Here is a 23300-nt window from a genome sequence, read left to right on the forward strand (position 1 = left end):
GCGCTCGCGGGGCCACCGTGGAGCCCATGATCGTGACAACGGAGAAGCTGACGAAGCGCTACGGCGACCGCGCCGTGGTGGACGAGGTCAGTCTGTCCGTGCGGCGGGGCGAGGTCTACGGGTTCCTCGGTCCCAACGGCGCGGGCAAGACGACCACGATCCGCATGCTGCTGGGGCTCGTGAAGCCGACCGGCGGCACCGCTCGCGTGCTGGGCGAGGCACCGGGCACCCCGAAGGCGTTGCTGCGGGTCGGGTCGCTCATCGAAGGACCCGGCTTCTACCCGTACCTGTCCGGCCGCGACAACCTGCGGGTGCACGCGGCCCGCCGCGGCCTCGCCGGGACCCACGTCGAGACCGCGCTGGAACAGGTCGACCTGGTGGGCGCCGCCGGGCAGAGGTTCCGCCGGTACTCGCTCGGCATGAAGCAACGGCTCGGCGTCGCCGCCGCCCTGCTCGGCCGGCCGGAGCTGCTGATCCTCGACGAGCCGACCAACGGCCTCGACCCGGCGGGCATGGCCGACATGCGCGACCTCGTGCGGGCGCTGGCGGCGCAGGGCCAGACGGTGCTGCTGTCGAGCCACCTGCTCGGCGAGGTCGAGGAGGTCTGCGACCGCGTCGGCGTGATCGCGAACGGCAGGCTCGTCGCGGAGAGCACCGTCGAGCAGCTGCGCGGCGACACCGTGCTGCTGGTCCGCGCCGACCCGGTCGAGAAGGCGCACGCGCTGATCGGGGGCAGTTCGCTGCACGGCGACGTGCTGCACGTGCGGGAGGCCGACGCGGCCTTGCTGGTGCGGACGCTGGTGCACGCCGACGTGGACGTGCGGGAGGTCCGGCCCCTGCGCCGGACGCTGGAAGAGGTCTTCTTCGAGATGACGGGAGCGGCCTGATGGGCACCGTGAAGGCGGAGCTGCTGCGGTTGTGGAAGTGGCCGGCCACGTGGGTGCTGATCGGTGTCTGGCTGGTGATGACGCTGACGTTCGGCTACGTGTTCAACTACCTCGCGTTGAACGGCGGCACGAACACCCGCGACTTCTCGCAGCAGCAGCTGATCGGCTTGATGCAGCCGGAGAACGCCGGTGCGGCGGTCGTGCGCGGCCTGCCGATGTTCGGCGGCGCGATCGTCCTGGTGCTCGCGGCGCTGGCGGTCGGCAGCGGCTACGGCTGGGGCACCTGGAAGACCACGCTGACCGCCGGCCCGCGCCGGGTGTCGGCGATGGCGGGCACCCTGGGGGCGCTGGCGGTCGTCGTGGTCGTCCTCGTGGTGCTGACCTTCGTGGCCGACCTCGGCGCGGCGATCACGGTGGCCTCGCTGCAGGGCTGGGACTGGAGCCTGCCGGGCTGGTCCGCGGTGGAGGCCCTCGGCGCCTCACTGCTGATCGCCGCGATGTGGACGGCGTTCGGCGTCTTCCTCGGCGTCGCCACCCGTGGACCCGCGCTGGCCGTCGGTCTCGGGCTGATGTGGGCGATCGTGACCGAGAACCTCCTGCGGGGCGTGGGTTCCCTGCTCGGGCCGGTCGAGTCGCTGACCGGGGTCCTGCCCGGTGGCTCCGCCGGCAACCTCGCCGGCGCCGTCGGCGGAGCGGGTGCTCCCGGCGTGCTGGACGACCTGGGCGGCACGACCGCGGCGCTGTTCCTCGTGGGGTACGTGGTGTTCTTCGCGGGCGCGGCGACGCTGCTGAAGGTGCGCCGCGATCTCGTGTAGGGCCACGGCGGCCCAGATCACGCCGAGCACGACCGCGACGCCGGTGGGGTGGTCGCGGTCGTGCAGTCCCGGGTTCACCGGGCCGCCGTGCTCGCGCCAGAGCAACGGGACGGCGAGGATCCCGACGACGCCCGTGGTGGCGAGGCCGATGCCGACGGACGGGCGTCTGACGACGAACCCCGAGAGCCCGACCAACGGCGCGATGAGGAAGTCGTGCAGCACAACCCCTCCGCCCAGCCAGAGCAGCAGTTCGACGGTGATCTGGGGGAGCAGCAGCCAGGCGCCCCACGCACCCAGCGCCACGCCGAGCGCGGCCGGCGCGACCCTCATCGGACCTCCAGCGACGTGACCCACTTCGTCTGCAGCACACCGGGCCGGTTCGGGGCGATGAGGCGGCACGGGTAGCCGTGGTCGGGGCTGAGCTCCTCGCCGTTCAGCCGGAGCGCCAGGAGCGTCAGCCGGTCCCGCGCGAACGCCTCGGGCAGCGTCGTGGCCCGGTACAGGCCGTTCTCCTCGAGGGACTCGACCCGCACGTCCCCTCGCACGTCGACGAGCTCGGAGATCCGGACGCCGGTCCAGGTCGCGTTCTGGCTCCAGCCCTCGACGCACGCGATCGGCAGCTCGACGGTGGTCTGCGGCAGGGCCTGGAGCTCCCCCAGCGAGTAGCTCTTCTCGCCGGCCACGAGCCGCCAACCGGGCGGGACGACGATGTTCGCGGCTTGCGCGGTCCGGTTGACCGGCAGGTCGCCGTCGGACCGCCAGGCCAGCACGGAGACCTTGCGCAGCCACGGCACCGCGACTCCGGCCGTCGCCACGACCGCGACACCGGTCGTCAGCGCGGTGGTGCGCAGGAAGGCCCGGCGGGACAGGATGGTCCGCTCACCGGAGTCCGGTTCGAGGGAGCGCCGGATGCGCGGGACCTTCACGGCGACGTGCACGAGCATCGAGCCGATCGCGATCCACGCCACCGCGTAGTGCGCCGTCGGGAAGTAGAACGCCCACGGGTAGTTCTGGGCGGCGTTGAAGAGCCCCGTGGCCAGCTCGAAGAACGAGGCTCCGATCAGCACGAAGAGCGAGCCGCGTTCCAGCGCGTGCGGCACGGACCTCACGAGCGGCCGTTCGAACAGCTTCGGGTAGACGCTCCACAACTTGGCCAGCAGCAACGGGATCGACGCGACACCGGAGACCACGTGCACCCCCTGGGTGACGCGGTAGAGGCCGACAGGCCGCGTCGGCCACGGCCAGTCGTGCTGCACGCCGTGGCTGAGCAAGCCGGTGACGAAGCACAGCCCGAACGTGATGCCGAGCCAGGTGCCGACCCGGCTGGTGACGCCCACGTGGTGGGCGGGGGCGCGGAACCTCACGGCTTCTCCCAGCAGGCGAACCAGCGGCCGGCCCGTTCCCGGTGCCACAGCGGGAGGAAGCCGTCGGCTCGCACCGACTCGGCGTCGCTGCGGGCCCACTCGAACCAGCCGCTGCTCGTGGCTCCGGTGCGCACGCGGGCCGGGCCGGTGGTGAGCCCGGACCCCGGCGGCTCCACCTCGGCGACGACGGTGCCCGCCGGCCGGAGCAGGCGGTGGACGCGGCGCAGGAGGGCCTCGGGGTCGCCGCCGATGCCGATGTTGCCGTCGGCGAGCAGCACGTGGTGCCAGCGCCCCTCGCCGGGCAGGGGGCCGAAGACGTCGCGGTGGAGCGCGGCGCCGCCCCGCGCGGTGGTGCGGCGGACCGCCTCCGGGGACACGTCGACGCCGAGCACCTCGACGTGGCGGGAGCGGAGCGCGGTGACGAGGCGGCCGGGACCGCAGCCGACGTCGAGCGTGGGGCCGGTGCAGGCGTCGAGGAGGACGGAGTCGCCGCCGGTGGCGTCGGCGTGCCAGCGGGCGACGCTGAGCTCGCGCGGGGCGCTGCCGGGGAGGTCGAGCCAGCTGGGGCGGCCCTGCAGAGCCTGGTCGAACATCATCGCGCCACCGCCGCGACCCGCGTCAGCGCGGCGGCGAACCGGCTGCCCGGCACCTGCGCCGCGACCGCGCGGGCGTCGGCCATCGTGTCCACATCGGACAGTTGCGGCAGCGTCCGCACCCGCAGCCCGTGCAACGCCTCCAGCGTCCGCGCCCCGGTGTCCGCGCGTGACATCGGCACGTCCCGCAGCACCGAGGCCCGCAGCGGGTCGCGCAACCCGAGCGCCCACCAGCCGCCGTCGAGCGCGGGGCCGAGTGCCGCCTCGTCGAACTGCGCGCACGACTCCAGCAGCGCGGGCGTCACCTGCGGCGTGTCCATCCCGATCTGCAGCACCGGCAGCCGCAACCGCGCCACGTCGGCGTGCGCGTGCACCAGGCGTTCGGCGAACGTCGAACCCCGCTGCGGGATGACCACGCACTCCGCCAGCGCCTCCCGCACGTCCCCGCGCCGCACCACCCCGGCGAGCGCGACCACCGGCACGGCTCCCGGCGTCGCCAGCGCCGCCGACAGCGTGTCGAGGAGCGACGCCGCCGCGACCGAGGCGGCTTCCCCGGGGGACAGCGGCGGGCACAGGCGCGTCTTCACCTGACCGGGGACCGGCGACTTGGCCACGACCAGCAGGCAGAACCTCACCGCAGCACCCCCGCCATGTCCCGCGCCGCGCGCAGCGTGCCGCGCACCGAGCCCGACACCTTGGACCGCGTGCCCGCGGCACGGGGGCGGTAGGTCACGTCGACCTCCCGCACGCGCCAGCCGGCGGCGGCGGCGCGCACCAGCAGTTCCAGCGGGTAGCCGAAGGCGCGGTCGCGGACGTCCAGCGCCAGCAACGCTTCCCGGCGGCACACCCGCAGCGGCGCGATGTCGTGCACGTCCAGGCCCCGGCGGCGCAGCAGCGCGGAGATCACCGCGTTGCCCGCCCGCGCGTGCCACGGCCAGACCCCGGCGTTCACCGGCCGCCGCCGGCCGGCCACGAGGTCCGCGTCCGCCAGCAGCGCGGCCATGGCGGGGAGTTCCGCCAGGTCCAGGGAGCCGTCCGCGTCGGCGAACGCGACCACGTCCGAGGTGGCCGCCAGCAGGCCGGTGTGCACGGCGGCGCCGTAGCCGCGCCGGGGCTCGTGCACGACCAGCGCGCCGCACGAGGCGGCCACGTCCGGGGAGCCGTCGGTGGAACCGTTGTCGACGACGACCGCGCGGGCTCCGGGAGGCAGGGAGGCGAGGACCGCGGGCAGTGCGGCGGCCTCGTCCAGGCAGGGCAACACGACATCCATGCGTTCACCCTGGACCATCGGAAAGTGTTGCGGTGCTTACGGAATTGTGACGCGCGAAAGAGTTCTTACGGTTGTCTTGCGAGGCCCGCGAGCCCTCCGCCGGACCCCTAGGTTGGGCGCGGTGCGTCTAGTCATCGCCGGTGCGCTCGTCGTCGCCGCCGTCATCGTCGGGTTGGTCGTCAACGCTCACGACCCGAACGTCCTCCACGCCGCCGCGGCGCCGCTCTTCGGCGACTGGCAGCCGCACGTCGGCCCGGGAACCCCTGCCGCGGTGCTGATCGCGTTCCTGGTCGTCGCCAAGGGACCCGAGCTCGCACAGCACCGGTTCGCGCTCCCGATCGCCTACGGCACAGCGGTGGCGTGGACGCTCTCGCTCGCGATGGCCGACGGCTGGGACCGGTTCGCCACCAGGCTCACCACCGAGGACGAGTACCTGCACGAGGTTCCGGGCGTCACCGACGTTCCCGCCGCGCTGCGCGGGTTCGCCGAACGCATCCCCGACTTCCGGCCGGACTCCTGGGCCACGCACGTCTCCGGCCACCCGCCGGGCGCGCTGCTCACGTTCGTCGGGCTCGACCGGATCGGGCTCGGCGGGGGAGCGGCGGCGTCGCTGTTCTGCGTCCTCGCCGGGGCGCTCGCCGTCGTGGCGGTGGCCGGGGCGGTCGGCGACAACGCCGTGCTGCCGCACCTGGTGCTGTTCCCCGGCGCGGTGTGGGTGGGAGCGTCGGCGGACGGCATGTTCCTGGGCGTCGCGGCCGTCGGGCTCTACCTGCTCACGCGGTGGCCACTGCTCGGCGGCGTGGTGCTGGGCTGGTGCCTCTTCCTGTCCTACGGCCTGGTGCTGCTCGCCCCGCTCGCGCTGGCGGCGCTCTGGCGCGGGGGAGACCTGCCCGGCACGGCTCGCCGCACGGGCCTGGCCGTGCTCGGCGTGCTCGCGGTCGTGGGAGCGTTCGCGCTCAACGGGTTCTGGTGGTACGAGGGCTACGAGCTGGTCCAGCTCCGCTACTACCAGGGGATCGGCGCGACCCGGCCGTACTGGTACTGGGTGTGGGCCAACCTCGCGGCGCTCGCCCTGGTCATCGGGCCGGCCGGGATCAGGGGACTGCGCCGGGACAGGTGGGTGGTCGCGGCGGGTGTCGCCGTCCTGGCGGCGGACCTGTCCGGGCTGAGCAAGGCCGAGACGGAACGGATCTGGCTGCCGTTCGCGATCTGGCTCCTGGCCGGCGCGGCCGGGCTCGGCCGGAGGTGGCTCACCGCGCAGGCGCTGACCGCCCTGGCGGTGAACCACCTCGTGCTCACGAACTGGTGACCGGTTCCCGCTGCGAGGCGGACGCGAAGTCCCGCACCCCCTCCTCGAAACCGACCCGCGCCTCGAACCCCAGCACCTCCAGCGCTTTCGCGGGCGACGCGACGACGTGCCGGACGTCGCCCGGCCGCGCCCCGCCCACGACCTCCGGCGCGGGCCCGCCGCAGGCGTCGGCGAGGGTGGACGCCAGGTCGCCGATCGTGCGCGGCGAGCCGGAGCAGACGTTCACCGCCTCGAAACCGGGGCGGGGGGAGGCGAGGGCCAGCGCGTTCGCCCGCGCCACGTCCGTGACGTGCACGAAGTCGCGGCGCTGCCGCCCGTCCTCCATCACGCGCGGCGCGAGGCCGTTCCGCAGCGCGGACCGGAAGATCGACGCCACCCCGGCGTACGGCGTGTCACGGGGCATCCGCGGGCCGTAGACGTTGTGGTAGCGCAACGCCCACACGCTCCCGCCGGTCTGCCGCGCCCACGCCGCCGCGAGGTGCTCCTGCGCGAGCTTCGTCGCCGCGTAGGTGCTGCGCGGCTCCAGCGGGGCGTCCTCGGGAACCAGTTCGGACACCACGAAGTCACCGCAGGAGCACCGCGGTTCGTACAGGCCGCGTTCGACGTCGGCGGCCTTGCGGTCGGCACGCACGATCCCGTGCGAGAGGCACCGGTAGCGCCCCTCGCCGTAGACGACCATCGACGACGCCAGCACCAGCCGCGACACCCCGGCCCGGTGCATCTCGGCCAGCAGCACCGCCGTGCCGAGGTCGTTGTGCCGGGCGTAGGCCGGCGCGTCGAACGGGTCGACGCCGTGCCCGACCATCGCCGCCTGGTGGCAGACCGCGTCCACTGTGGACAGCAGCGGCCGCAGGACCTCGGGGGAGGTCACGTCGCCGACGACCAGTTCGTGCTCCAGCAGGGGGACGGTGCCGTGCGCCTCGGGCAGCAACGCGTCGAGCACCACGCATTCGTGGCCCTGGGAGGTCAGCTCGTCCGCGACGTGCGACCCGATGAACCCGGCCCCGCCGGTGATCAGTACTCGCATGCACCGACCGTAGGACCGCCGCACGCGGCGGTGCGCGGTCGAGAGGTCAGCCGTCAGAACTCCGTAAGACCATCTCGACCACGAACCGGCTGCCGCACGGCGAGCGGTCCTCCACCCACACCCGTCCGCCCAGCCGGCGCACGTGCTCGCGCACCAGCGCCAGCCCGAGACCGCTGCCCGGGCCGTCACCGGCCCTGCCGCGCGCGAACCGTTCGAAGATCTGCTCCCGCAACGGTTCCGGCACGCCGGGCCCGGCGTCCTCGACCACCAGCCGCACCGACGAGCCCCGGGGCCGCACGGACACCAGCACCGCGCCGCCCGCGTGCCGCTCGGCGTTGTCCAGCAGGTTCGTCAGCACCCGGTCGAGCCGGCGCCGGTCGCCGAGCACGACCGCGGGCTCCAGGTCCAGCGCGACCGGCGCGCGGGTCGCGACGACGTTGCGCACCAACGCGTCCAGCGCGACCCGGCGGGGCGGGTCGTCGACCTGGTCGGCGCGCGAGATCTCCAGCAGGTCCGCGACCATCCGCGCGAACCGGTCGACCTCCGAGGTCAGCAGCTCCAGCGCGGTTCCCGCGGTGCCGGGCAGGCGGTGGCGGCGGCGGCGCAGCACCGCGGCCGCGTTCACCATCGTCGTCAACGGAGACCGCAGCTCGTGCGAGACGTCCGAGACGAACCTGGCGTCCCGCAACGCCCTGCGCTCCAGCGCCTCGGCAGCCGCGTTGACCCGCGCCGCCAGCGCCGCGAGGTCAGGGTCGTCCTGGCGGGGCAGGCGGGCGCGGAGGTCACCGTCCGCGATCCTGCCCGCCGCGGAGCTCAGCTCCGCCAGCGGGATCAGCGCCCGCTTCGCCGCCCACGAGCCCAGCGCGGCACCGAGCAGCGCGGAGCCGGCCGTGCCGGCGACCAGTGCGGCGCGCAGCACGGCGAGCGTCCCGTCGAGCTGCCGCAGCCCGGACAGCTCGACGTAGACACCGCCCGCCAGCGGTCGGGCGACGGCGAGCACGGGCAGGCCGTCCACGGTGGTCCACGCGCTGCCCGGCGGGTGGCGCAGCAGTCGTGGCGGCAGCGCGGACGGCTCCACCGCGCGACCCGCCGTCACCACGCCCGCCGGGCCCACCACGAGGATCGACGAGTCGGGGCCGGCGAGGAGCTCGGCGAGGGCGGAGGAGGTCGGCGACCCGCCGGCCAGCCGGGCGTGGGCCTCGGCCTCGCGTGTCGCACCCGCCTCCCGTTGCCGCAGCAGGGAACCGGAGACGAGGGTCCAGGTGGTGAACGCCAGCACGCCCGTGACGAGCAGCAGGCCGAGTCCGGACAGGAGGGTGAAGCGGCGGCGCAGCGTGAGCCTCACGAGCCGATCCGGTAGCCCGCGCCGCGCACGGTCAGCAGCAGCGAGGGGTCGTCCGGATCGGCCTCGACCTTGCGGCGCAGCCTTCTCATGTGCACGTCGAGCAACCGCGTGTCGCCGAAGTAGTCGTATCCCCAAACCTTCCGCAGCAACTGCTCCCTGGTGACGATTCGGCCGCCCGCACCAGCGAGTTCCAGCAACAGCCGGAATTCCGTTCTGGTGAGGTGAACGCGTTCGCCCGCACGGTGCACGAGACCTTCCTGCGGACGGATTTCCAGTTCGCCGATCCGAACGGCTTCGCGGTTCGGTCCGCGGCGGCGCAACAACGCGCGAACCCGTGCCGCGAGAACGTTCGCCAACAACGGTTTCGTGACGTAGTCGTCCGCCCCCGACTCCAGTCCGGCGATCACGTCTCCGGGGTCGGTGCGCGCCGTGACCACGATTATCGGCAGGTCACCGCGGGTGCGGAGGATCCGCACGACCTCCAGCCCGCCGATGCCCGGCAGGGTGAGGTCGACCAGCACCACGTCGAACGAACCCTCTTCCGAGCGCAGCACCCCCTCTTCACCCGAACCCGCCTCGTCGACGGTGAAACCCTCGTCGGACAGGGCGAGGCTCAGCGCCTGCCGGATTCGCTCGTCGTCTTCGACCAGCAGGACCCGTACGCACACGACGACTCCACTGTGTGAGAGCCGCGGCGACGGCGCCTCACACAGTGGAGTGAAAGTCGATCAAAAGCAAGAATACTTCGGCCTAAAATCCGGTCAGCGTGATTTTCGCCGAACGGGGGTTCGGTTCGTGGACAAGTGACTCGAATCCGCCGACGTCGTCGAACGCGAACCCGTAGGCGCGCCCGTCGGCCATGTTGGCGTGCACGATCTTCGAGAAGTGGTTCGTCGTCGCGCGGGTGTAGAACTCGCTCGCGTTGTAGGTCGGCTGGGTGTGCAGGAAGCCGAGCGTCGACCGGTTGAGCGCCGCGCACAGCGAGCGCGAGATCGCGCCGAGCTCGTTGTTCGGCGCCGCGAGCCTGCCGTCGCAGTTCAGCACGTCACGCGTGGACGGCTGCTGGAACTCCGCGACCACCTGGCCGGAGGTGTTGGTGAACCGCATGACGCCGCCGCTCACGCGCCCGGTGAACCTGCGGTTCGGCTCCGCCTGGTACGGCACGACGGTGAGCGGGGTGTTCTGGTAGGTCGACCACACGCTGCTGACGTAGCTCTGGAAGTACGAGCCGGAGAACAGGCCCGCGTCGAGGCCCTTGCTCGGGTTCAGCACGCGCAGCCGCGTGCCGTCCGAACGCGAGTACGCGAGCTTCGCCCAGTCGCCGCCGAGCTGCCGGTGCTGGTCGAAGATGCGGGCGCGCCCGCCGGAGACCAGCTGGCCCGCCCGCTTCGTGGCGCCGCCCTGGGACGTCGCCTCGACCGCGTGCGGGACCGCGAACATGTCCACCTGAGAGCTGTTGAGCCACAGACCGCCGCCGTCGTAGCTGAACTCGCTCCAGTCGAACAGGACGTCGCGGTTCGGGTCACCGGCGGCCCACGGCGCCGGCTGCACGAGACCGTTGGGGACCAGGCTGAACTTCAGCTTGTCCCGGAACGACATGTAGATCCGGCCACCGGCCAGGTTGAGCGGGATCTGCACGGTCCTGCTGGTCCCGTTGGCCGGGCCGGGGATCGAGAAGTCCGGCGCGGGCACCGGCGGGATCGCGCCGCCGGACCACGGCGTGAACTGGCCGCTGCCGTTCACGTAGCCGAGCCGGCCGTTGTGGATGCCGGTGATGTAGAGGTGGACCGCGTCACCGCGCCCCGAGTTGTTGGTGACGGTGAGCGGGAGCTGGCTCGGGGGAGCCGCTTGCGCGGGTGCGGACATCGTTGTCAGCCCTAGCAGGGCCGATGTCGCGAGCAGCAGGAGCTTGCGCATCGACTATCTCCTCACTGAAGACAGGGTTCGTGAGAGCGCTCTCATAGTCGGCGCGTTCGTGTTCATGTGTCAAGAATGGTCTTCATGCGCGCGTTGACTGTGGATCTTGCACGAGCCGGGTCGCTGAACCTGGCCGATCTGCCCGATCCCGTACCGGGACCGGAAGAGCTGCTCGTCGAAGGGCTGGCCATCGGGATCTGCGGGACGGACCGCGAGATCGTGCGCGGGGAGTTCGGCGTCGGCGGGACCCTCGTGATCGGGCACGAGTCCCTCGGCCGGGTGATCAGCGGGCCGGGCTTCGCACCGGGGACCCTGGTGGCGGGAGTGGTCCGCAGGCCGGACCCGGTGCCGTGCGTCGCGTGCGCGCGCGGCGAGTTCGACATGTGCAGGAACGGGCGGTACACCGAGCGCGGGATCACCGGGCTCGACGGCTACGGCTCCACCCTGTGGACGGTCCCGGCCTCGTACGCCGTCGCGGTCAGCTCCGCGGCGGGCGTCCTCGTCGAGCCGGCGTCGGTGGTGGTCAAGGCCTGGGAGCGGCTCGACCGGCTGGCGTTGTTCCCGTTCGACAGCGTGCTGGTCACCGGCGCGGGGCCGATCGGGCTGCTGGCGGCGCTGGTCGGGGTGCAGCGCGGGCTCGACGTGCACGTGCACGACCTCGCCGAGGACGGGCCGAAGCCCGCGCTCGTCGAGTCGCTGGGCGCCACGTACCACCGCACGCTGCCGGACCACCAGGTCGTGATCGAGGCGACCGGCGCGCCGTCGCTCGTCGCCCGGCTGCTCGGGCGCGACCTGGTGTGCCTGACCGGCGTGCCCTCCGCCGAGGTGCTGCCGGCGGACGTCGGCCGGATCAACCGCGACCTGGTGCTGCGCAACGGGATCACGTTCGGGACCGTCAACGCGAACGTGCGGCACTACCGGGAGGCGTCCGCCGTGCTCGACCGCGCCGACGACGAGTGGCTGTCCGCGATGATCACCCGGCGGGTGCCGCTCGAGGAGTTCGCGTCGGCGTTCGAGCACCGGCCGGGTGACGTGAAGGTGGTGCTGGAGCTGTGAACCGTGCTTCCCCCTGCCGGGAGGCCCGAGCCTCCTAGGATGCGGGGCGTGGAACTGCGCCAACTCCGGTACTTCCTCGCGGTCGCGGAGGAGCTGCACTTCGGCCGGGCCGCGGCACGCCTGCTGATCGCGGGACCGTCGTTGTCGCAGCAGATCAAGGCGCTCGAACGGGACCTCGGCGTGCCGCTGTTCACGCGCGACCGCCGCACGGTCGCCCTGACGTCCGCCGGAGCCGCGCTGGTTCCCGAGGTGCGGGCGCTGCTCGACCGCGCCGACGAGCTGCGACGGCACGCGCGCCAGCTCTCCGGATCGCGGCCGGTGCGCATCGGGTACGTGAACTGGCTGCCGCCGGACCTCGCGCGGCGCACCGCCGGGGTCGCCCAGCTGTACGTGGACGCGTGGGTGGTGCCGTCGCACCAGCAGGCGGCCCGGGTGGCCGACGGCAGCCTCGACCTGGCCGTGTGCTGGATCCGCGCGGCGGACGCGGCGCGGCTCGGCCTGCGTGCCGACCTGCTCGGTGCCGACCGGCTCTACGCGGTCGCCGTGGGCACCGGCACGAGCCCGGTGCGGGCCGCGGACATCGCGGTGCTGGTGGACGACGACGTCACGTCGTGGCAGTCGTGGAACGACTACGCCGAGGAGTTCGCCCGGGACACCGGGGCCGTGGTGCGGCGCATCCACAACGGCGCGATCACCGGGCCGGCGTTCTTCGACCACGTGCGGGTGTGCACGACGCCGGTGCTCAACTCGCCGAAGGGCCAGACCGCGCCGCTGCCACCGGACCTCGTGCGACGGCCCGTCGTGGACCCCGAGGTGCTCTGGACGTGGTCGCTGGTGCGCCGGGCGGACGAGGACCGCGCGGACGTGGTCGCCGCCGCGGAGGCGATCGTGCGGGAGGTGGGGGACCTGGGACTGCGCCGTGGAGGCGTGTGGCTGCCCGCCGACGACCCCCACCGCGCACTGGGAGGCTGAGCCTCCCACGAAGGAGGAAACGGGTCGCGATTGTTCGAAATGAACTCGCGGGCGCTCGCCGTTGTGGCTGTCAGTCCCACTTCACCTCCTTCGGAAAGCGAGCAGGAAAATGACCAGCAAGGTGGCCATCGTCACGGGAGCGTCGCAAGGAATCGGTGCGGCACTCGTCCCGGCCTATCGCAAGCTCGGCTATTCGGTCGTCGCGGTGTCGCGGTCCATCGGCGCCTCCGACGACCCCGAGGTGCTCACGATCCGGGCCGACCTCGCCCGGCTCGGTGAGGGCGCACGGGTGGTCCGCGAGGCGCTCGCGCGGTTCGGCCGGGTCGACTCGCTCGTGAACAACGCCGGCATCTTCGTCGCCAAGCCGTTCACCGAGTACACCGACGAGGACTTCGCCGCCGTCACCGGCACGAACCTGGTCGGGTTCTTCGACATCACCCGCAGCGCGGTCAAGGCGATGGAGACGAACGGCGGCCACGTCCTCAACGTCTCGACCAGCCTCGTCGACCACGCCCTCTCCGCCGTGCCCTCCGCCCTCGCGTCGCTGACCAAGGGCGGTCTCAACGCCGTCACCAGGTCGCTCGCGGTCGAGTACGCGGCGCGCGACATCCGCTTCAACACCATCGCGCTCGGCATCGTCAAGACCCCGATGCACGCCCCGGAGACCCACGAGGCGCTCGCCGGGCTGCACCCGGTCGGCCGCATCGGCGAGATCTCCGAGGTGGTCGACGCGGTCACGTTCCTCGAACAGGCCGGCTTCGTGACGGGCGAGGTCCTGCACGTCGACGGCGGCCAGAGCGCGGGGCACTGACATGGCGCTCGAAGACGTACTGGAGCGGTGGAAAAGAGCCGTGGACGCGCACGACCCCGAGGGCGTCGCCGCGAACTTCACCGAAGACGCGATTTTCCAGGGCTTGCAGCCGTACGGGGTGGGAAAGGCCGCTGTCGCCGCCTATTACGATTCCCAGCCCCTCGGGCTGAAAGCCGAGTACGAGGTGCTGGAAACGCGCCGGCTGGCCGATGACCTCGTTCTCGGGTATGTGAACGTCGATTTCTCGTTCACCGACCGGCCGGCGCGCAACGTGCGCCTCGGCGTGCTGGTGAGGGGAGACCTGATAGCGCACTACCAGGTCTCCGCCCTCTAGTTCAGTGCCTGCGGGGCTCCCGCCCGAACGGTGCCTTCGGCCGTTCGAGGTCGGGGGCCTTCGGGATGGGCATGGTCACCGGCGCGTCCGCGGTGATCGTGATCGGCTCGCCGTGGTGCCGGGTCTCGAGCCGCGTGCCGTCCACGATCCGGTAGGTGGCCTCGTTCCCGGCCACCTCCACGGAGATCCTCGTGCCCCGGAAGCACATCCGGAACGAGTAGCGGCTCAGGGCGTCCGGGATCCGCGGGGCGAACGTCAGCTCGCCGCCGTGGTCCCGCATGCCGCCGAACCCGGCCACCAGCGCCGTCCACGCTCCCGCGAGCGACGCCATGTGCAGGCCGTTGGTGACGTTCCCGTGCAGGTCGTGCAGGTCGGTGAACGCCGCCTCGGCCAGGTAGTCGAACGCGAGCCCCAGGTGCCCGACCTCCGCCGCCAGAACGGCCTGCGTGCCCGCCGACAACGACGAGTCCCGCACCGTGCGGGCCTCGTAGTAGGCGAAGTTGCGGGCCTTCTCCTCGTCGGTGAACGCGTCGCCGCGCACGTGCATCGCGAGGACCAGGTCGGCCTGCTTGATGACCTGTTTGCGGTAGAGGTCGAAGTACGGGTAGTGCAGCAGCAGCGGGTACTTGTCCTGCGGGGTGTTCTCGAAGTCCCACTCCGCGTGCTTGGTGAAGTTGTCCGCCTGCGGGTGCACCTGCAGCATCTCGTCGTACGGGATGGACATCGCGTCCGCCGCACGGCGCCAGGCCGCGATCTCTTCCTCCGTGGCACTACCGGGGTTGCGTTCGGCGGCGTCCGCGGCGGCCCGCAGGTTCTGCTGGGCGATCAGGTTGGTGTAGACGTTGTTGTCGACGATCGCCGAGTACTCGTCCGGGCCCGTCACGCCGTCGATGCGGAACCCGTCGTGCGGGTCGTGGTGGCCGAGCGACGTCCACAGCCGCGCGGTCTCCACGAGGATCTCGGTGGCCGCCGCGCGGTCGAAGTCCTCGTCGCCCGTGGCGTTGAGGTATTGCTGGGTCGCGTAGGCGACGTCGCCGGACACGTGGAACGCGGCCGTGCCCGCCGGCCAGTACGCGCTGCACTCCGCACCGTTGATCGAACGCCACGGGAACGCGGCGCCCTTGAGCCCCAGCACCTCCGCGCGTTCGCGGGCCTTGTCCAGGGTGGAGTGACGCCACCGCAGCGCGTCGCGGGTGGCGTCCGGCACGGTGTAGGTGAGCACCGGGAGCACGAACATCTCCGTGTCCCAGAACGCGTGGCCGTCGTAGCCCGGCCCGGTCAGCCCCTTGCCGGGGATGGCGCGGGTCTCCCCGCGGGCTCCGGCCTGCAGGACGTGGAACAGCGCGAACCTGATCGCCTGCTGCAGCGCGTCGTCGCCCTCGACCTCGATGTCGGCGACGTCCCAGAAGTCGTCGAGGAACGCCCGCTGCTCCTTGAGCAGCCCGTCCCAGCCCGTCTGGCACGCACCGGCCAGCGCGGCCTCGACCTGCGCCCGCAGCGCCGGGGTCGACCGCTGGCCGGACCAGCCGTACGCGAGGTACTTGGTCAGCTGCAGGCGCCCGCCCGCCGGCACGTCGACCGCCGCGGTGAACCGGGCCAGGTCGTCCTCGGCGCGGATCTCCGTGCGCGGCTCGTCGTGCAGCTCGTTGGCGGAGCGGGTGACCTGGACCTCGTGGTCCATCGCGGCGGCCATCCGCAGACCGGACTCCTTGGTGTGGTGGCAGAGCACCGCCCGCGACTTCTCCGCCATCGTGAAGTCGTTGACCAGCGGGCAGTCCAGCGCGGCGGCGACGCGCGGGTCGTTGCTGCGGCTCTTGATCGGCTCGTTGGCGAGCAGGTCCGACTGCACGACCAGCTGCAGGTCGTCCTCCGGCTCGACCTCGTAGCGGATGGCCGCCACCGCGCGCTGGGTGAACGACACGAGCCGCTCGCTGCGCACCGTCACCCGGCGGCCGGTCGGGGACTCCCAGACCGTGCGGCGGCGCAGCGTTCCCGTGCGGAAGTCGAGCGTGCGCTCGTGCTCGACCGCGGTGCCGTAGCGCATGTCCAGCGGCTCGTCCTCGACCAGCAACCGGATGATCTTGCCGTCGGTGACGTTGACGACGGTCTGCCCGGCCTCGGGGTAGCCGTAGCCGCCCTCGCCGTACGGCAGCTGGTGCTCCTCGTAGAAGCCGTTGAGGTACGTGCCGGGCAGTCCGCGCGGCTCGCCCTCGTCGAGCGTGCCGCGCATGCCGATGTGCCCGTTGGACAGGGCGAACGTCGACTCGGTCTGGTGCAGGTGGTCCACGGACAGGCCCTGCCACCGCAGCTGCCACGGTTCGACGGCGTAGCTCATGACAGCAGCTCGTCGAGCTCGTCGACGACCACGTCGGCGCCGTGGGCCTTGAGGGCGTCCGCCTGGTGGCCGCGGTCGACGCCGACGACGAAGCCGAAGCCGCCGTCGCGCCCCGCCTTGACCCCCGCGAGCGCGTCCTCGTAGACGGCGGCGTTCTCCGGTGCCGTCTTCAGCCGCCGGGCGCCCTCGACGAACGAGTCCGGCGCCGGTTTGCCGCGCAGGTTCGACGAGATGATCACGTTGCCGTCCACCAGCGCGTCGACGTAGTCGAGCAGGTTGCCCGCGCGCAGGACGCGCAGGGCGTTGGCGGAGGACGTGACGACGCCGATGGGGAGGCCGGCCGCCCTGGCCGCTTCGAGGTAGCTCACCGACGCGGGGTACGGCGTGATGCCCTGTTCGTCGATGATCGCGTTCACCAGGTCGTTCTTCTGGTCGCCGATGCGGCGGACCTCGTCCTCGGACGGCGTGAGGCCGCGCGAGGTCAGGAAGCTGCGAACGCCGTCGTAGCGCGGTTTTCCGTCCACGTGCGCCAGGTAGTCCTGCTCGCTGAACGGCTGGCCCATCGCTTCGAACGTCTGCCGCCACGCCTGGCGGTGCAGCACGGCGGTGCTCGTGAGCACGCCGTCGAGGTCGAACAGCAACGCCGTGATCTTCTCCGGGATGCCGAGGCTCATGACGCGATCATGCACCCGTCTCGTCGATGTCGCCGCGCTCTTCCCGGAGCCGTTCGTCGAGAGGACGCGGGTGTGCCTGCTCGTACTCGGTCATCCCGTACTTGGTGGACCCCGACCAGTCCTCCGGCGGGTCCATGGCCTCCTCGAGCGGGTCCTTCTGGAGGTTGTCCTCGTCGAGGCCCTCGAAGCTCTCGGTGTCCTGCGGGACGTAGGCGCCGCGTTCTTCGCTCATGCCCGCCTCTGTACCCAATCCGGTCCTATCCGATGCTTTGGCCGACGAGCGAGCCGATGGCGTAGGTGACGCCCATGGCGATCAGGCCGCCCGCGATGTTGCGGACGACCGCGCGCCGCTTGCCCGCCCCGCTCAGCCGCGCGCTGACGAAACCGGTGAGCGCGAGGGCGAGGACCGCGGCGACGACCGTCACCGGCACCCGCAGGCTCGTGGGCGTGAAGGTGATCGCGGCGAGGGGGAGCAACGCGCCGATGGTGAAGGCGATGAAGCTCGCGATGGCCGCGCCCCACGGGTTCGTCAGCTCGTCCGGGTCGATGTGCAGCTCGGCCTCGGCGTGGGCGCCCAGCGCGTCGTGTTCGGTGAGCTGCTTGGCGACCTCCCGCGCCGTCGGTTCGTCGAGCCCCTTCTCCTCGTAGATCTCCTTGAGCTCCTGCAGCTCCTCCTCGGGCATGTCGCGGAGCTCCTGCCGCTCCTGGGCGAGCAGGGCGCGTTCGGCGTCGCGCTGGCTGCTGACGGACACGTACTCGCCGCTCGCCATCGACATCGCGCCCGCGAAGAGCCCGGCGAGCCCCGCCACGAGGATCTGGGTCCTGTCGGTGGTGGCACCGGCGACACCCACCACGAGGCTGGCGGTCGAGACGATGCCGTCGTTCGCGCCGAGGACGCCTGCGCGCAGCCAGTTCATCCGGTCGCCGGTGACCTCGTCGTGGGCCTCTGGGTGGATCATTTCCGCAGGCTAGCGTCGCCGCCGCGCGGCTTTCGGGCGGCCACGCCGTCCTCGGTGTTCACACCGCTGCCGCTCTGCTGTTCGGGTGAGTTTTGCCTGGTCAGGCCTTGGGTGTTCATTTTTTGTCAGACCCGCGTGGCAGCATGTCGAACAGGTGTTCGTGTGCGTGCTCAAGGAGGTCAGTCCCGATGCAGATCGAACCCCGTCGCTGGCCGGGCCGCGTGGTGCCGTCCACCACCGCCGACGTGGACGTCGCCGTCGAGTCCCTGTGCGTGCGCGCCTCCTGGCCGGACGCCGACCGCCGCTGGGTCCGCCGCCTGCTCGAGCCGTGGTTCGCCGCGGGCTGGAGCGTCGACGCCCTCCTGATCGCCGTCGACAAGAAGCCCGACGGCACCCGCCAGGGCGCCCCGCGCTCCCGCACGCAGGTGGCCCACGAGTTCCTCAGAGCCCGCCTCCGCACCTGGACGGCGGACGGCGCAGGCCTCGCCAGCCCGCCGCTGAAGGGCGTCAGCCTCGGCGAGTGGTACCGCGTGAACCGCCGCAACGCCGCCCTGCACGCCCCGCGCCGCAGCTCCGGCCTGACCTCGGAGGGCGAACGGGCCCGCGCCGAGTCCCGCGCCCTGGCCCACCGCCGCGACCCGGTCGAGCGCAGCCGCGAGAAGGGCCGGCGCCGGCAGGAGGTGCTGGACAGCCTGCTCGTGCCGGGGCAGGAGGTGCCGTCGTTCGCCGACTCCTGGCGGCTGGTCGCCGAGCTGGTGCCGGTGCCCCGCGTCTGCTCGGCCTGCGGGCACGTGCGGAACGAGGTGGCGCGGCCGACGCACCGGGTGGCCTGAGGGCCTGCGGGTTTTCGGTGAAGCCGTGCCGGGGGAGGGCGGTAGGGGCGGCACGGCCTGCTGTGCTTCGCCCGACACGAGCCGTGGCTCCCCGCGGCCCGATGTGGCCTTGAGACCTGCGTTCCGCGTCGCTGGCGCCGGACCGTTCGCCCACGCTGTCCGCCTCGGGCCGTGGTTCCCCGCGTCCTGTCGCCCGGTGTGGCCTGAGGATCCACATTCCGCGTCGTCGGCGCCGGATCCTTCATCCCTCTGTCGGCCACGGGCCCTGGTGGTCCGCGGACCTGCACTCCTCGTCGCTGGTGCCGGACTTCACCCGCACTGCCGGCCGCAGGCCGTGGCTCCCCGCTTCCCGTCGTCCGGTGTGGTCTGGAACCCGCATTTCGCGTCGCCGTCGCCGCATCCTCCGTCCGCACTGTCGGCCACAGGCCCCGCTCCCGCTGCGCATCGCCCGGTGTGGTCTGGTGACCCGCACTCCGCGCCGTCGGCGCCGATCCTCCACCCACCGTCGGCCACAGGCCGTGAATCCTGCTGCGCATCGCCCGGTGTGGCCTGGGACCCGCACTCCGCGCCGTCGGCGCCGATCCTCCACCCACCGTCGGGCCACAGGCCGTGAATCCCGCTCGCCGTCCCCCGATCAGGCCATCTGCCTGCGACTTCGGTGAGCGGTGGTTGAACCCGCCACCCGCCGGGAACACCGGACGAGTTTCTTGTTTCCGATGTAAGGGGCCGACATGCTCGAAGTGACGCCGATGGCCGCCGAGGTCATCAACGAGTTGACGTCACAGTCCGAGGGCGCCAACGACGACATCGGCCTGCGTTTCGCCCTGGCCACCGAGCAGGACCAGGCGGCTCTGGAACTGTCGCTGAGCGAGGCCGTTGACGGCGACGAGGTGGTGGCGGCCCCGGCGGGCGCCAGGGTCATGATGGAACCGGCGGCGGCCCAGTACCTGGACGACAAGGTCCTGGACGTGCGCCAGGACGAGCAGGGCAACCCCGCCTTCGCGATCGCGCGCCAGGACCCCCAGGTCTGAAGAAGAGGCTGGGCGTCCGCCGACGCCGGACGTGCGCACGGGCCGGTCCCCGCGGCGAGGGACCGGCCCGTTCCGTTCTGCCCGCGGTCCCCGTGATCAGGGAATGGTCAGCACCTGACCGGGGTGGATGAGGTCGGGGTTCGCGATGCCGTTGGCCGCCGCGATCTCCCCGTAGCGGTTGCCGTCGCCGTAGTGGTTCTGCGCGATCGCCCACAGCGAGTCGCCGCTCTGCACCTCGTAGGTCCGCACGGCCGGGGCACTCTCGACCGGAGCCGGAGCCGGAGCGGCGGCGGGTGCCTCGGGAGCGGTCTGGGGCGAGTCGGTGTTGGTGTTCGTGGCCCACTTCGGGCTGCCGTCGCCGCCGATGACGACCAGGTTCCTGTCGTCCTGCAGGACCAGGCGGGCGCCTGAGTTGCCCATGGTGCCGGTCGACCAGACGGCGTTGTCGCCGTCCGCGTAGAGCACGAAGTTGCCGTCGTCCTGCAGCGTGGCGCGGACGGCGCCCTTGCCGTCGGTGCCGCTGGCCCACACCGTGCCGGTGTTCTCCGACAGGACCAGGTTGCCGTCGTCCTGCAGCGTCAGCTTGTAGCCGTTGGTGGTGACGAGCTGCTGGCCGCGGGTGAGTTCCTGACCGGCTTGCAAGGTGTCCACTGGACGCTCCACTTCGGACGATGACGACCGCCGGACCGGCGGTGCCCGAAGCGGAAACCTAACCAAGGGGCGGGCATCCCGCCGGGTCACGAGGGCACGTGCACCCGCTGGGGTGACAGCAGAACGCCTCCCGCCCGTCGGGCAGGAGGCGTTCGCGCGAAGCGGGATCAGCCCTCGATGCGGCGGATCGCGGTGACCGGGCCGATCGAGTCGATGTCGGCGACCTTCACCGGCACGCCCTCGGTGGACGCGTGCACGGCGCGGATGCCGTCGATGGCCATGGCCACGTGGGACTGGCTGGAGTAGTACACCAGGATGTCGCCGGCCTTGACCTCGCTGCGGCTGACCGGACGGCCCGCGGCCGCCTGCGCGTAGCTGGTGCGGCCGATGGAGACGCCCGCGAAGCGGTACGCCGCCTGGATCAGCGAGGAGCAGTCCCACGAGTCCGGGCCGTTGGAGCCGTAGACGTAGGGCTTGCCGCGCTGGTTGAGAGCGAACTGCAGCGCACGGCCCGCGGTGCCCGCCGGCACCGAGATGTTCGACATGTCGCCGGACTGCGCGAGCTGGTTCTTCACCGTCGTGCTGAGCGAGCGGTACTGCGCCTGCGCCTCGGAGAGCTGCTTGTCGAGGTCCGCCTTCTTCTGGTCCATCTCGGCCAGGAGCTTCTTCGACGCCTCGGTGGCCTCGTTCGCCGACTTCGTCGCCGCGTCGGCCGCGTTGACGGCGTCGGTCAGCTTCTGCAGGGCCTCGGCGTTGTCGGCCGCGAGGATGTTGATGGCCGACATGCGGTTGAGGAAGTCCTGCTGCGAGTCGCTCACGAGCAGCGCGGAGATCTGGCTGAAGTTGGCGCCGGAGTTCGTGGCCTCGGTGAGGAGGTCCACCTGGCCGCGGAGGGTCTCCTCGGCCTTCTGCGCGTTGGCCAGGTCGCCCTTGGCCTTGTCCAGTTCACCCTGCTTGGCCTTGAGGTCGTCCTGGGCCTTCAGGTGGTCCTGGTTGAGCTTGGAAGCCTGCTCGGACAGCTCGTTGTACTTCTTGAGCGCGTCCGCCGCGTTGTTCGGCTGTGCGGTGGCCGGGGCCGTGGGGAGGGATGCTGCGACGACCGCTGCGGTCGCCACGAGTGCTCCACGCACGGTACGGCGTGAGGGTTGCGACACCACGTCGCGGGTCCTCCTTTTTTCCGGCAGCCGCCCCCGCGAGAACTACTCCGCGTAAGGCAGCAACCTTGGCGTGTGCCCCGAGTGGGTTAACTGCTGGGCCGAAGGTCTCGGACAGGTTACGGAATGACCTTGTTCCCGTCCAGCACCGGTTCCCCAGCGGTTCCCCGGTCAGCACGCTCTCACAGTCGTCTACGTCGCCTTATCGCGGGGTGGAGAGACGCGTCACCCGACTACGCGACGAATCACCGAAATGGGTCCGATGGAGTCGATGTTCGCGATTTTCACCGGCACGCCCTCGGTCGACGCGTGCACCGCGCGCGTGGCGTCCACGACCATCGCGACGTGTGACTGACCCGAGTAGTAGATGACGAGGTCCCCGGGCGCGACCGCGCCCCGGGTCACCGAGCGGCCGACCTTCGCCTGGTCGTACGTCGTGCGCGGGATGGACACCCCGGCGGCCCGGTAGGCGGCCTGCATCAGCGACGAGCAGTCCCACGAGTTCGGCCCGTTCGACCCGAAGACGTACGGCTTGCCCTGCTCGCCCAGCGCGAAGTTGAGCGCCGTGCCGGCGGCGCCCGCGGGCACCGGCACGGAGACCTTGGGCGTGGGCGCCGCGAGGGTCTGCTTCTGCGGCGCGCTCAGCGACCGGTACTTGGCCCGCGCGGTGGAGACCTGCTGGTCCATCGCGACCTTGCGGGTGGACACGTCGGCGGCGAACTTCTCGGCGGCCGAGGCGGCGTTCGTGGCGTCGGTCCGCGCCTTCTGGGCCGCGGACAGGGTGGCGTCGAGGCGCACCACGGCCTCGTTCTGGTCGGCGGCGATGATCTGCATCGCCTGCATCCGCTCCAGGAAGTCCTGCTGGGACGACGACGTGAGCATCGCCGACAGGTTGGTGAAGCGGGCGCCCTCGAACGACGCCTCGGTCAGCGTGTCGACCTGGCCGCGGAACTGCTCGGACTCGGCGAGCGCCTTCTTCTCCGCCTCGGTGGCGGTGGCGGCGGCCGCGTTCGCCGCGGCGAGGTCGCTCTGGGCCTTGAGGTGGTCCTGGCTCAGCTTCTCGGCCTCGCGGGTGAGGTCCGTGTAGACCTTCAGCGCGTCGTCAGCGGGCTGGGCGTGCGCCGAGGGCATCGACACCACCGTCGCGGCGATCACGGCGGCCAGGGCAGTGGTCCTTGCAGCACGGCCGGGCACGCGGCCTCCTCAGGAGTCGGGATCGGCTTCTGAGGAGGCGTACGGCCGAACGGCCGTCGCGGTTCAGCTCCCGGAGTGGTCGATCACGGTGCCGTTGGAGCAGTTGTTCACGTGGTCGCCGACCCAGTCGCCGAGAACGGGCACCACGGCGACCTCCTGCAGGCACACGGCGGCCGCGCTGAAGTTCCAGTTGTCGGCGGCGTTCACGCCGGGGCCGAAGTTCGAGTCGTCGTCCGCCAGGTCGGAACTCCGGGTGGATCCGACCGGTCTCACCCGGTCAGGCGTGCGGTGCCACCGGAAGGTGTGGTGGCTGGTGGCGTCAAGGGCCACGAGCAGTTCCTCGGCCACGAGGACGGGCCTGTCGGACTCGACGTCCACCACCACGTCGGCCGGAGCCGGGACCTGTGCCGACCGGTGCGGTCCACGTTGTGGATCAAGCCGCCCGGTGTGCCTCGATCGAGGCGCGGCACGCGGCGATCAGGCGGACGGTGGCGGCGCTGCTCCCGTGCCCGCAGCGGGGGCAGCGCATCGAGACGTCGCCGGCGAGCTCGTCGACCACGACACCGAGCGGCGTGTCGCAGCCGCGGCACCAGCGGTGCCGCGTGACCGGGTTGACGTGCACGGGCGACGACACGCACTGGTGGATCCACCGGCCGTGCACGTGGCAGGTCAGCCGGTCGTCGGGCGCGAGCGCGCCGTCGTCCTCGGCGTGGTCTTCCTCGGCCAGTGCGGCGATGAGCGTGGCGATCATGTCGGCCCTCCGATCCGG

At 72.1% G+C, this 23300-nt stretch carries 26 protein-coding genes; 9 read left to right on the forward strand and 17 right to left on the reverse strand.

Features of this window, described 5'->3' with window-relative positions:
- The first annotated feature begins 26 nt into the window (after positions 1-26).
- On the forward strand, positions 27-887 hold the full coding sequence (locus L6E10_RS20960) for an ABC transporter ATP-binding protein (protein ID WP_236221213.1): 861 nt from the start codon (positions 27-29) through the stop codon (positions 885-887).
- Complete coding sequence (locus L6E10_RS20965) at positions 887-1702, forward strand: hypothetical protein (RefSeq protein WP_236221214.1); 816 nt, start codon at positions 887-889, stop codon at positions 1700-1702. Before L6E10_RS20960 ends, L6E10_RS20965 begins: the two co-directional genes overlap by 1 nt.
- A gap of 326 nt (positions 1703-2028) precedes the next feature.
- Here the strand turns inward: L6E10_RS20965 and L6E10_RS20970 are convergent, their stop codons facing one another.
- Genes L6E10_RS20970 through L6E10_RS20985 form a run of 4 tightly spaced genes read right to left on the reverse strand, consistent with a single transcriptional unit; the run spans position 2029 to position 4929 of the window.
- The gene (locus L6E10_RS20970) at positions 2029-3066 is read right to left on the reverse strand and encodes a molybdopterin-dependent oxidoreductase (RefSeq protein WP_236221215.1); all 1038 of its coding nucleotides are present in this window, start codon (positions 3064-3066) and stop codon (positions 2029-2031) included.
- Positions 3063-3662, reverse strand: coding sequence for a class I SAM-dependent methyltransferase (locus tag L6E10_RS20975; protein ID WP_236221216.1), 600 nt, complete (start codon positions 3660-3662; stop codon positions 3063-3065). Before L6E10_RS20975 ends, L6E10_RS20970 begins: the two co-directional genes overlap by 4 nt.
- Positions 3659-4294, reverse strand: coding sequence for a DUF2064 domain-containing protein (locus L6E10_RS20980; protein ID WP_236221217.1), 636 nt, complete (start codon positions 4292-4294; stop codon positions 3659-3661). Before L6E10_RS20980 ends, L6E10_RS20975 begins: the two co-directional genes overlap by 4 nt.
- A complete protein-coding gene (locus tag L6E10_RS20985; protein WP_236221218.1) occupies positions 4291-4929 on the reverse strand; it encodes a glycosyltransferase family 2 protein in 639 nt (212 codons plus the stop codon). Before L6E10_RS20985 ends, L6E10_RS20980 begins: the two co-directional genes overlap by 4 nt.
- Positions 4930-5050: 121 nt before the next feature.
- Between L6E10_RS20985 and L6E10_RS20990 the strand changes: the two genes are divergently transcribed.
- Positions 5051-6238 carry a hypothetical protein gene (locus tag L6E10_RS20990; protein WP_236221219.1) on the forward strand — a complete coding sequence of 396 codons (1188 nt, stop codon included), beginning with the start codon at positions 5051-5053 and terminating at the stop codon, positions 6236-6238.
- On the opposite strand, the gene L6E10_RS20995 is transcribed toward L6E10_RS20990, so the two are convergent.
- From L6E10_RS20995 to L6E10_RS21010, 4 genes are all read right to left on the reverse strand, one after another.
- Positions 6225-7265, reverse strand: a complete 1041-nt coding sequence (locus L6E10_RS20995) for an NAD(P)-dependent oxidoreductase (protein ID WP_236221220.1) — start codon at positions 7263-7265, stop codon at positions 6225-6227. The genes L6E10_RS20990 and L6E10_RS20995 overlap by 14 nt on opposite strands.
- Before the next feature lie 46 nt (positions 7266-7311).
- Positions 7312-8610, reverse strand: coding sequence for a sensor histidine kinase KdpD (locus L6E10_RS21000; protein WP_236221221.1), 1299 nt, complete (start codon positions 8608-8610; stop codon positions 7312-7314).
- Positions 8607-9278, reverse strand: coding sequence for a response regulator transcription factor (locus L6E10_RS21005; RefSeq protein ID WP_236221222.1), 672 nt, complete (start codon positions 9276-9278; stop codon positions 8607-8609). The genes L6E10_RS21000 and L6E10_RS21005 overlap by 4 nt, the downstream gene beginning before the upstream one ends.
- Before the next feature lie 82 nt (positions 9279-9360).
- A complete protein-coding gene (locus L6E10_RS21010) occupies positions 9361-10527 on the reverse strand; it encodes a beta-1,3-glucanase family protein (protein WP_236221223.1) in 1167 nt (388 codons plus the stop codon).
- Positions 10528-10611: 84 nt separating this feature from the next.
- Here L6E10_RS21010 and L6E10_RS21015 point away from each other — a divergent pair, with 84 nt between their 5' ends.
- From L6E10_RS21015 to L6E10_RS21030, 4 genes are all read left to right on the forward strand, one after another.
- Positions 10612-11583: an alcohol dehydrogenase catalytic domain-containing protein gene (locus tag L6E10_RS21015; protein ID WP_236221224.1), complete on the forward strand. Its 972-nt coding sequence runs from the start codon at positions 10612-10614 to the stop codon at positions 11581-11583.
- A 48-nt stretch (positions 11584-11631) separates the two neighbouring features.
- Positions 11632-12555 carry a LysR family transcriptional regulator gene (locus tag L6E10_RS21020; RefSeq protein WP_236221225.1) on the forward strand — a complete coding sequence of 308 codons (924 nt, stop codon included), beginning with the start codon at positions 11632-11634 and terminating at the stop codon, positions 12553-12555.
- Positions 12556-12664: 109 nt separating this feature from the next.
- Positions 12665-13366: an SDR family NAD(P)-dependent oxidoreductase gene (locus tag L6E10_RS21025; protein WP_236221226.1), complete on the forward strand. Its 702-nt coding sequence runs from the start codon at positions 12665-12667 to the stop codon at positions 13364-13366.
- Between the two features lies 1 nt (position 13367).
- On the forward strand, positions 13368-13700 hold the full coding sequence (locus L6E10_RS21030; RefSeq protein ID WP_236221227.1) for an SgcJ/EcaC family oxidoreductase: 333 nt from the start codon (positions 13368-13370) through the stop codon (positions 13698-13700).
- Position 13701: 1 nt separating this feature from the next.
- Here the strand turns inward: L6E10_RS21030 and L6E10_RS21035 are convergent, their stop codons facing one another.
- The 4 genes from L6E10_RS21035 to L6E10_RS21050 are packed head-to-tail and all read right to left on the reverse strand — an operon-like array spanning position 13702 to position 17668.
- A complete protein-coding gene (locus L6E10_RS21035) occupies positions 13702-16035 on the reverse strand; it encodes a glycoside hydrolase family 65 protein (protein ID WP_236221228.1) in 2334 nt (777 codons plus the stop codon).
- Positions 16032-16709: an HAD family phosphatase gene (locus L6E10_RS21040; protein WP_236221229.1), complete on the reverse strand. Its 678-nt coding sequence runs from the start codon at positions 16707-16709 to the stop codon at positions 16032-16034. Before L6E10_RS21040 ends, L6E10_RS21035 begins: the two co-directional genes overlap by 4 nt.
- A gap of 7 nt (positions 16710-16716) precedes the next feature.
- Positions 16717-16941 carry a hypothetical protein gene (locus L6E10_RS21045; protein WP_236221230.1) on the reverse strand — a complete coding sequence of 75 codons (225 nt, stop codon included), beginning with the start codon at positions 16939-16941 and terminating at the stop codon, positions 16717-16719.
- Between the two features lie 25 nt (positions 16942-16966).
- Positions 16967-17668: a VIT family protein gene (locus L6E10_RS21050; protein WP_236221231.1), complete on the reverse strand. Its 702-nt coding sequence runs from the start codon at positions 17666-17668 to the stop codon at positions 16967-16969.
- 188 nt (positions 17669-17856) lie between these two features.
- Here L6E10_RS21050 and L6E10_RS21055 point away from each other — a divergent pair, with 188 nt between their 5' ends.
- Together L6E10_RS21055 and L6E10_RS21060 are read left to right on the forward strand one after the other, a co-directional pair.
- Positions 17857-18501 (forward strand): hypothetical protein, encoded by a 645-nt coding sequence (locus L6E10_RS21055; protein WP_236221232.1) that lies wholly within the window; start codon positions 17857-17859, stop codon positions 18499-18501.
- Between the two features lie 731 nt (positions 18502-19232).
- Positions 19233-19532, forward strand: a complete 300-nt coding sequence (locus L6E10_RS21060) for an iron-sulfur cluster biosynthesis protein (protein ID WP_236221233.1) — start codon at positions 19233-19235, stop codon at positions 19530-19532.
- Between the two features lie 96 nt (positions 19533-19628).
- On the opposite strand, the gene L6E10_RS21065 is transcribed toward L6E10_RS21060, so the two are convergent.
- The 5 genes from L6E10_RS21065 to L6E10_RS21085 form a co-directional block, all read right to left on the reverse strand.
- A complete protein-coding gene (locus L6E10_RS21065; RefSeq protein WP_236221234.1) occupies positions 19629-20183 on the reverse strand; it encodes a LysM peptidoglycan-binding domain-containing protein in 555 nt (184 codons plus the stop codon).
- 167 nt (positions 20184-20350) lie between these two features.
- A complete protein-coding gene (locus tag L6E10_RS21070) occupies positions 20351-21298 on the reverse strand; it encodes a C40 family peptidase (RefSeq protein WP_236221235.1) in 948 nt (315 codons plus the stop codon).
- Positions 21299-21562: 264 nt separating this feature from the next.
- Positions 21563-22531 (reverse strand): C40 family peptidase, encoded by a 969-nt coding sequence (locus L6E10_RS21075; protein WP_236221236.1) that lies wholly within the window; start codon positions 22529-22531, stop codon positions 21563-21565.
- A 63-nt stretch (positions 22532-22594) separates the two neighbouring features.
- Positions 22595-22909, reverse strand: a complete 315-nt coding sequence (locus L6E10_RS21080) for a hypothetical protein (RefSeq protein ID WP_236221237.1) — start codon at positions 22907-22909, stop codon at positions 22595-22597.
- Positions 22910-22964: 55 nt separating this feature from the next.
- On the reverse strand, positions 22965-23282 hold the full coding sequence (locus L6E10_RS21085; RefSeq protein ID WP_236221238.1) for a hypothetical protein: 318 nt from the start codon (positions 23280-23282) through the stop codon (positions 22965-22967).
- Between the last annotated feature and the right edge of the window lie 18 nt (positions 23283-23300).

The organism is Lentzea sp. CC55 (assembly GCF_021056325.1).
In the GTDB taxonomy this organism is placed as follows: domain Bacteria; phylum Actinomycetota; class Actinomycetes; order Mycobacteriales; family Pseudonocardiaceae; genus Lentzea; species Lentzea jiangxiensis.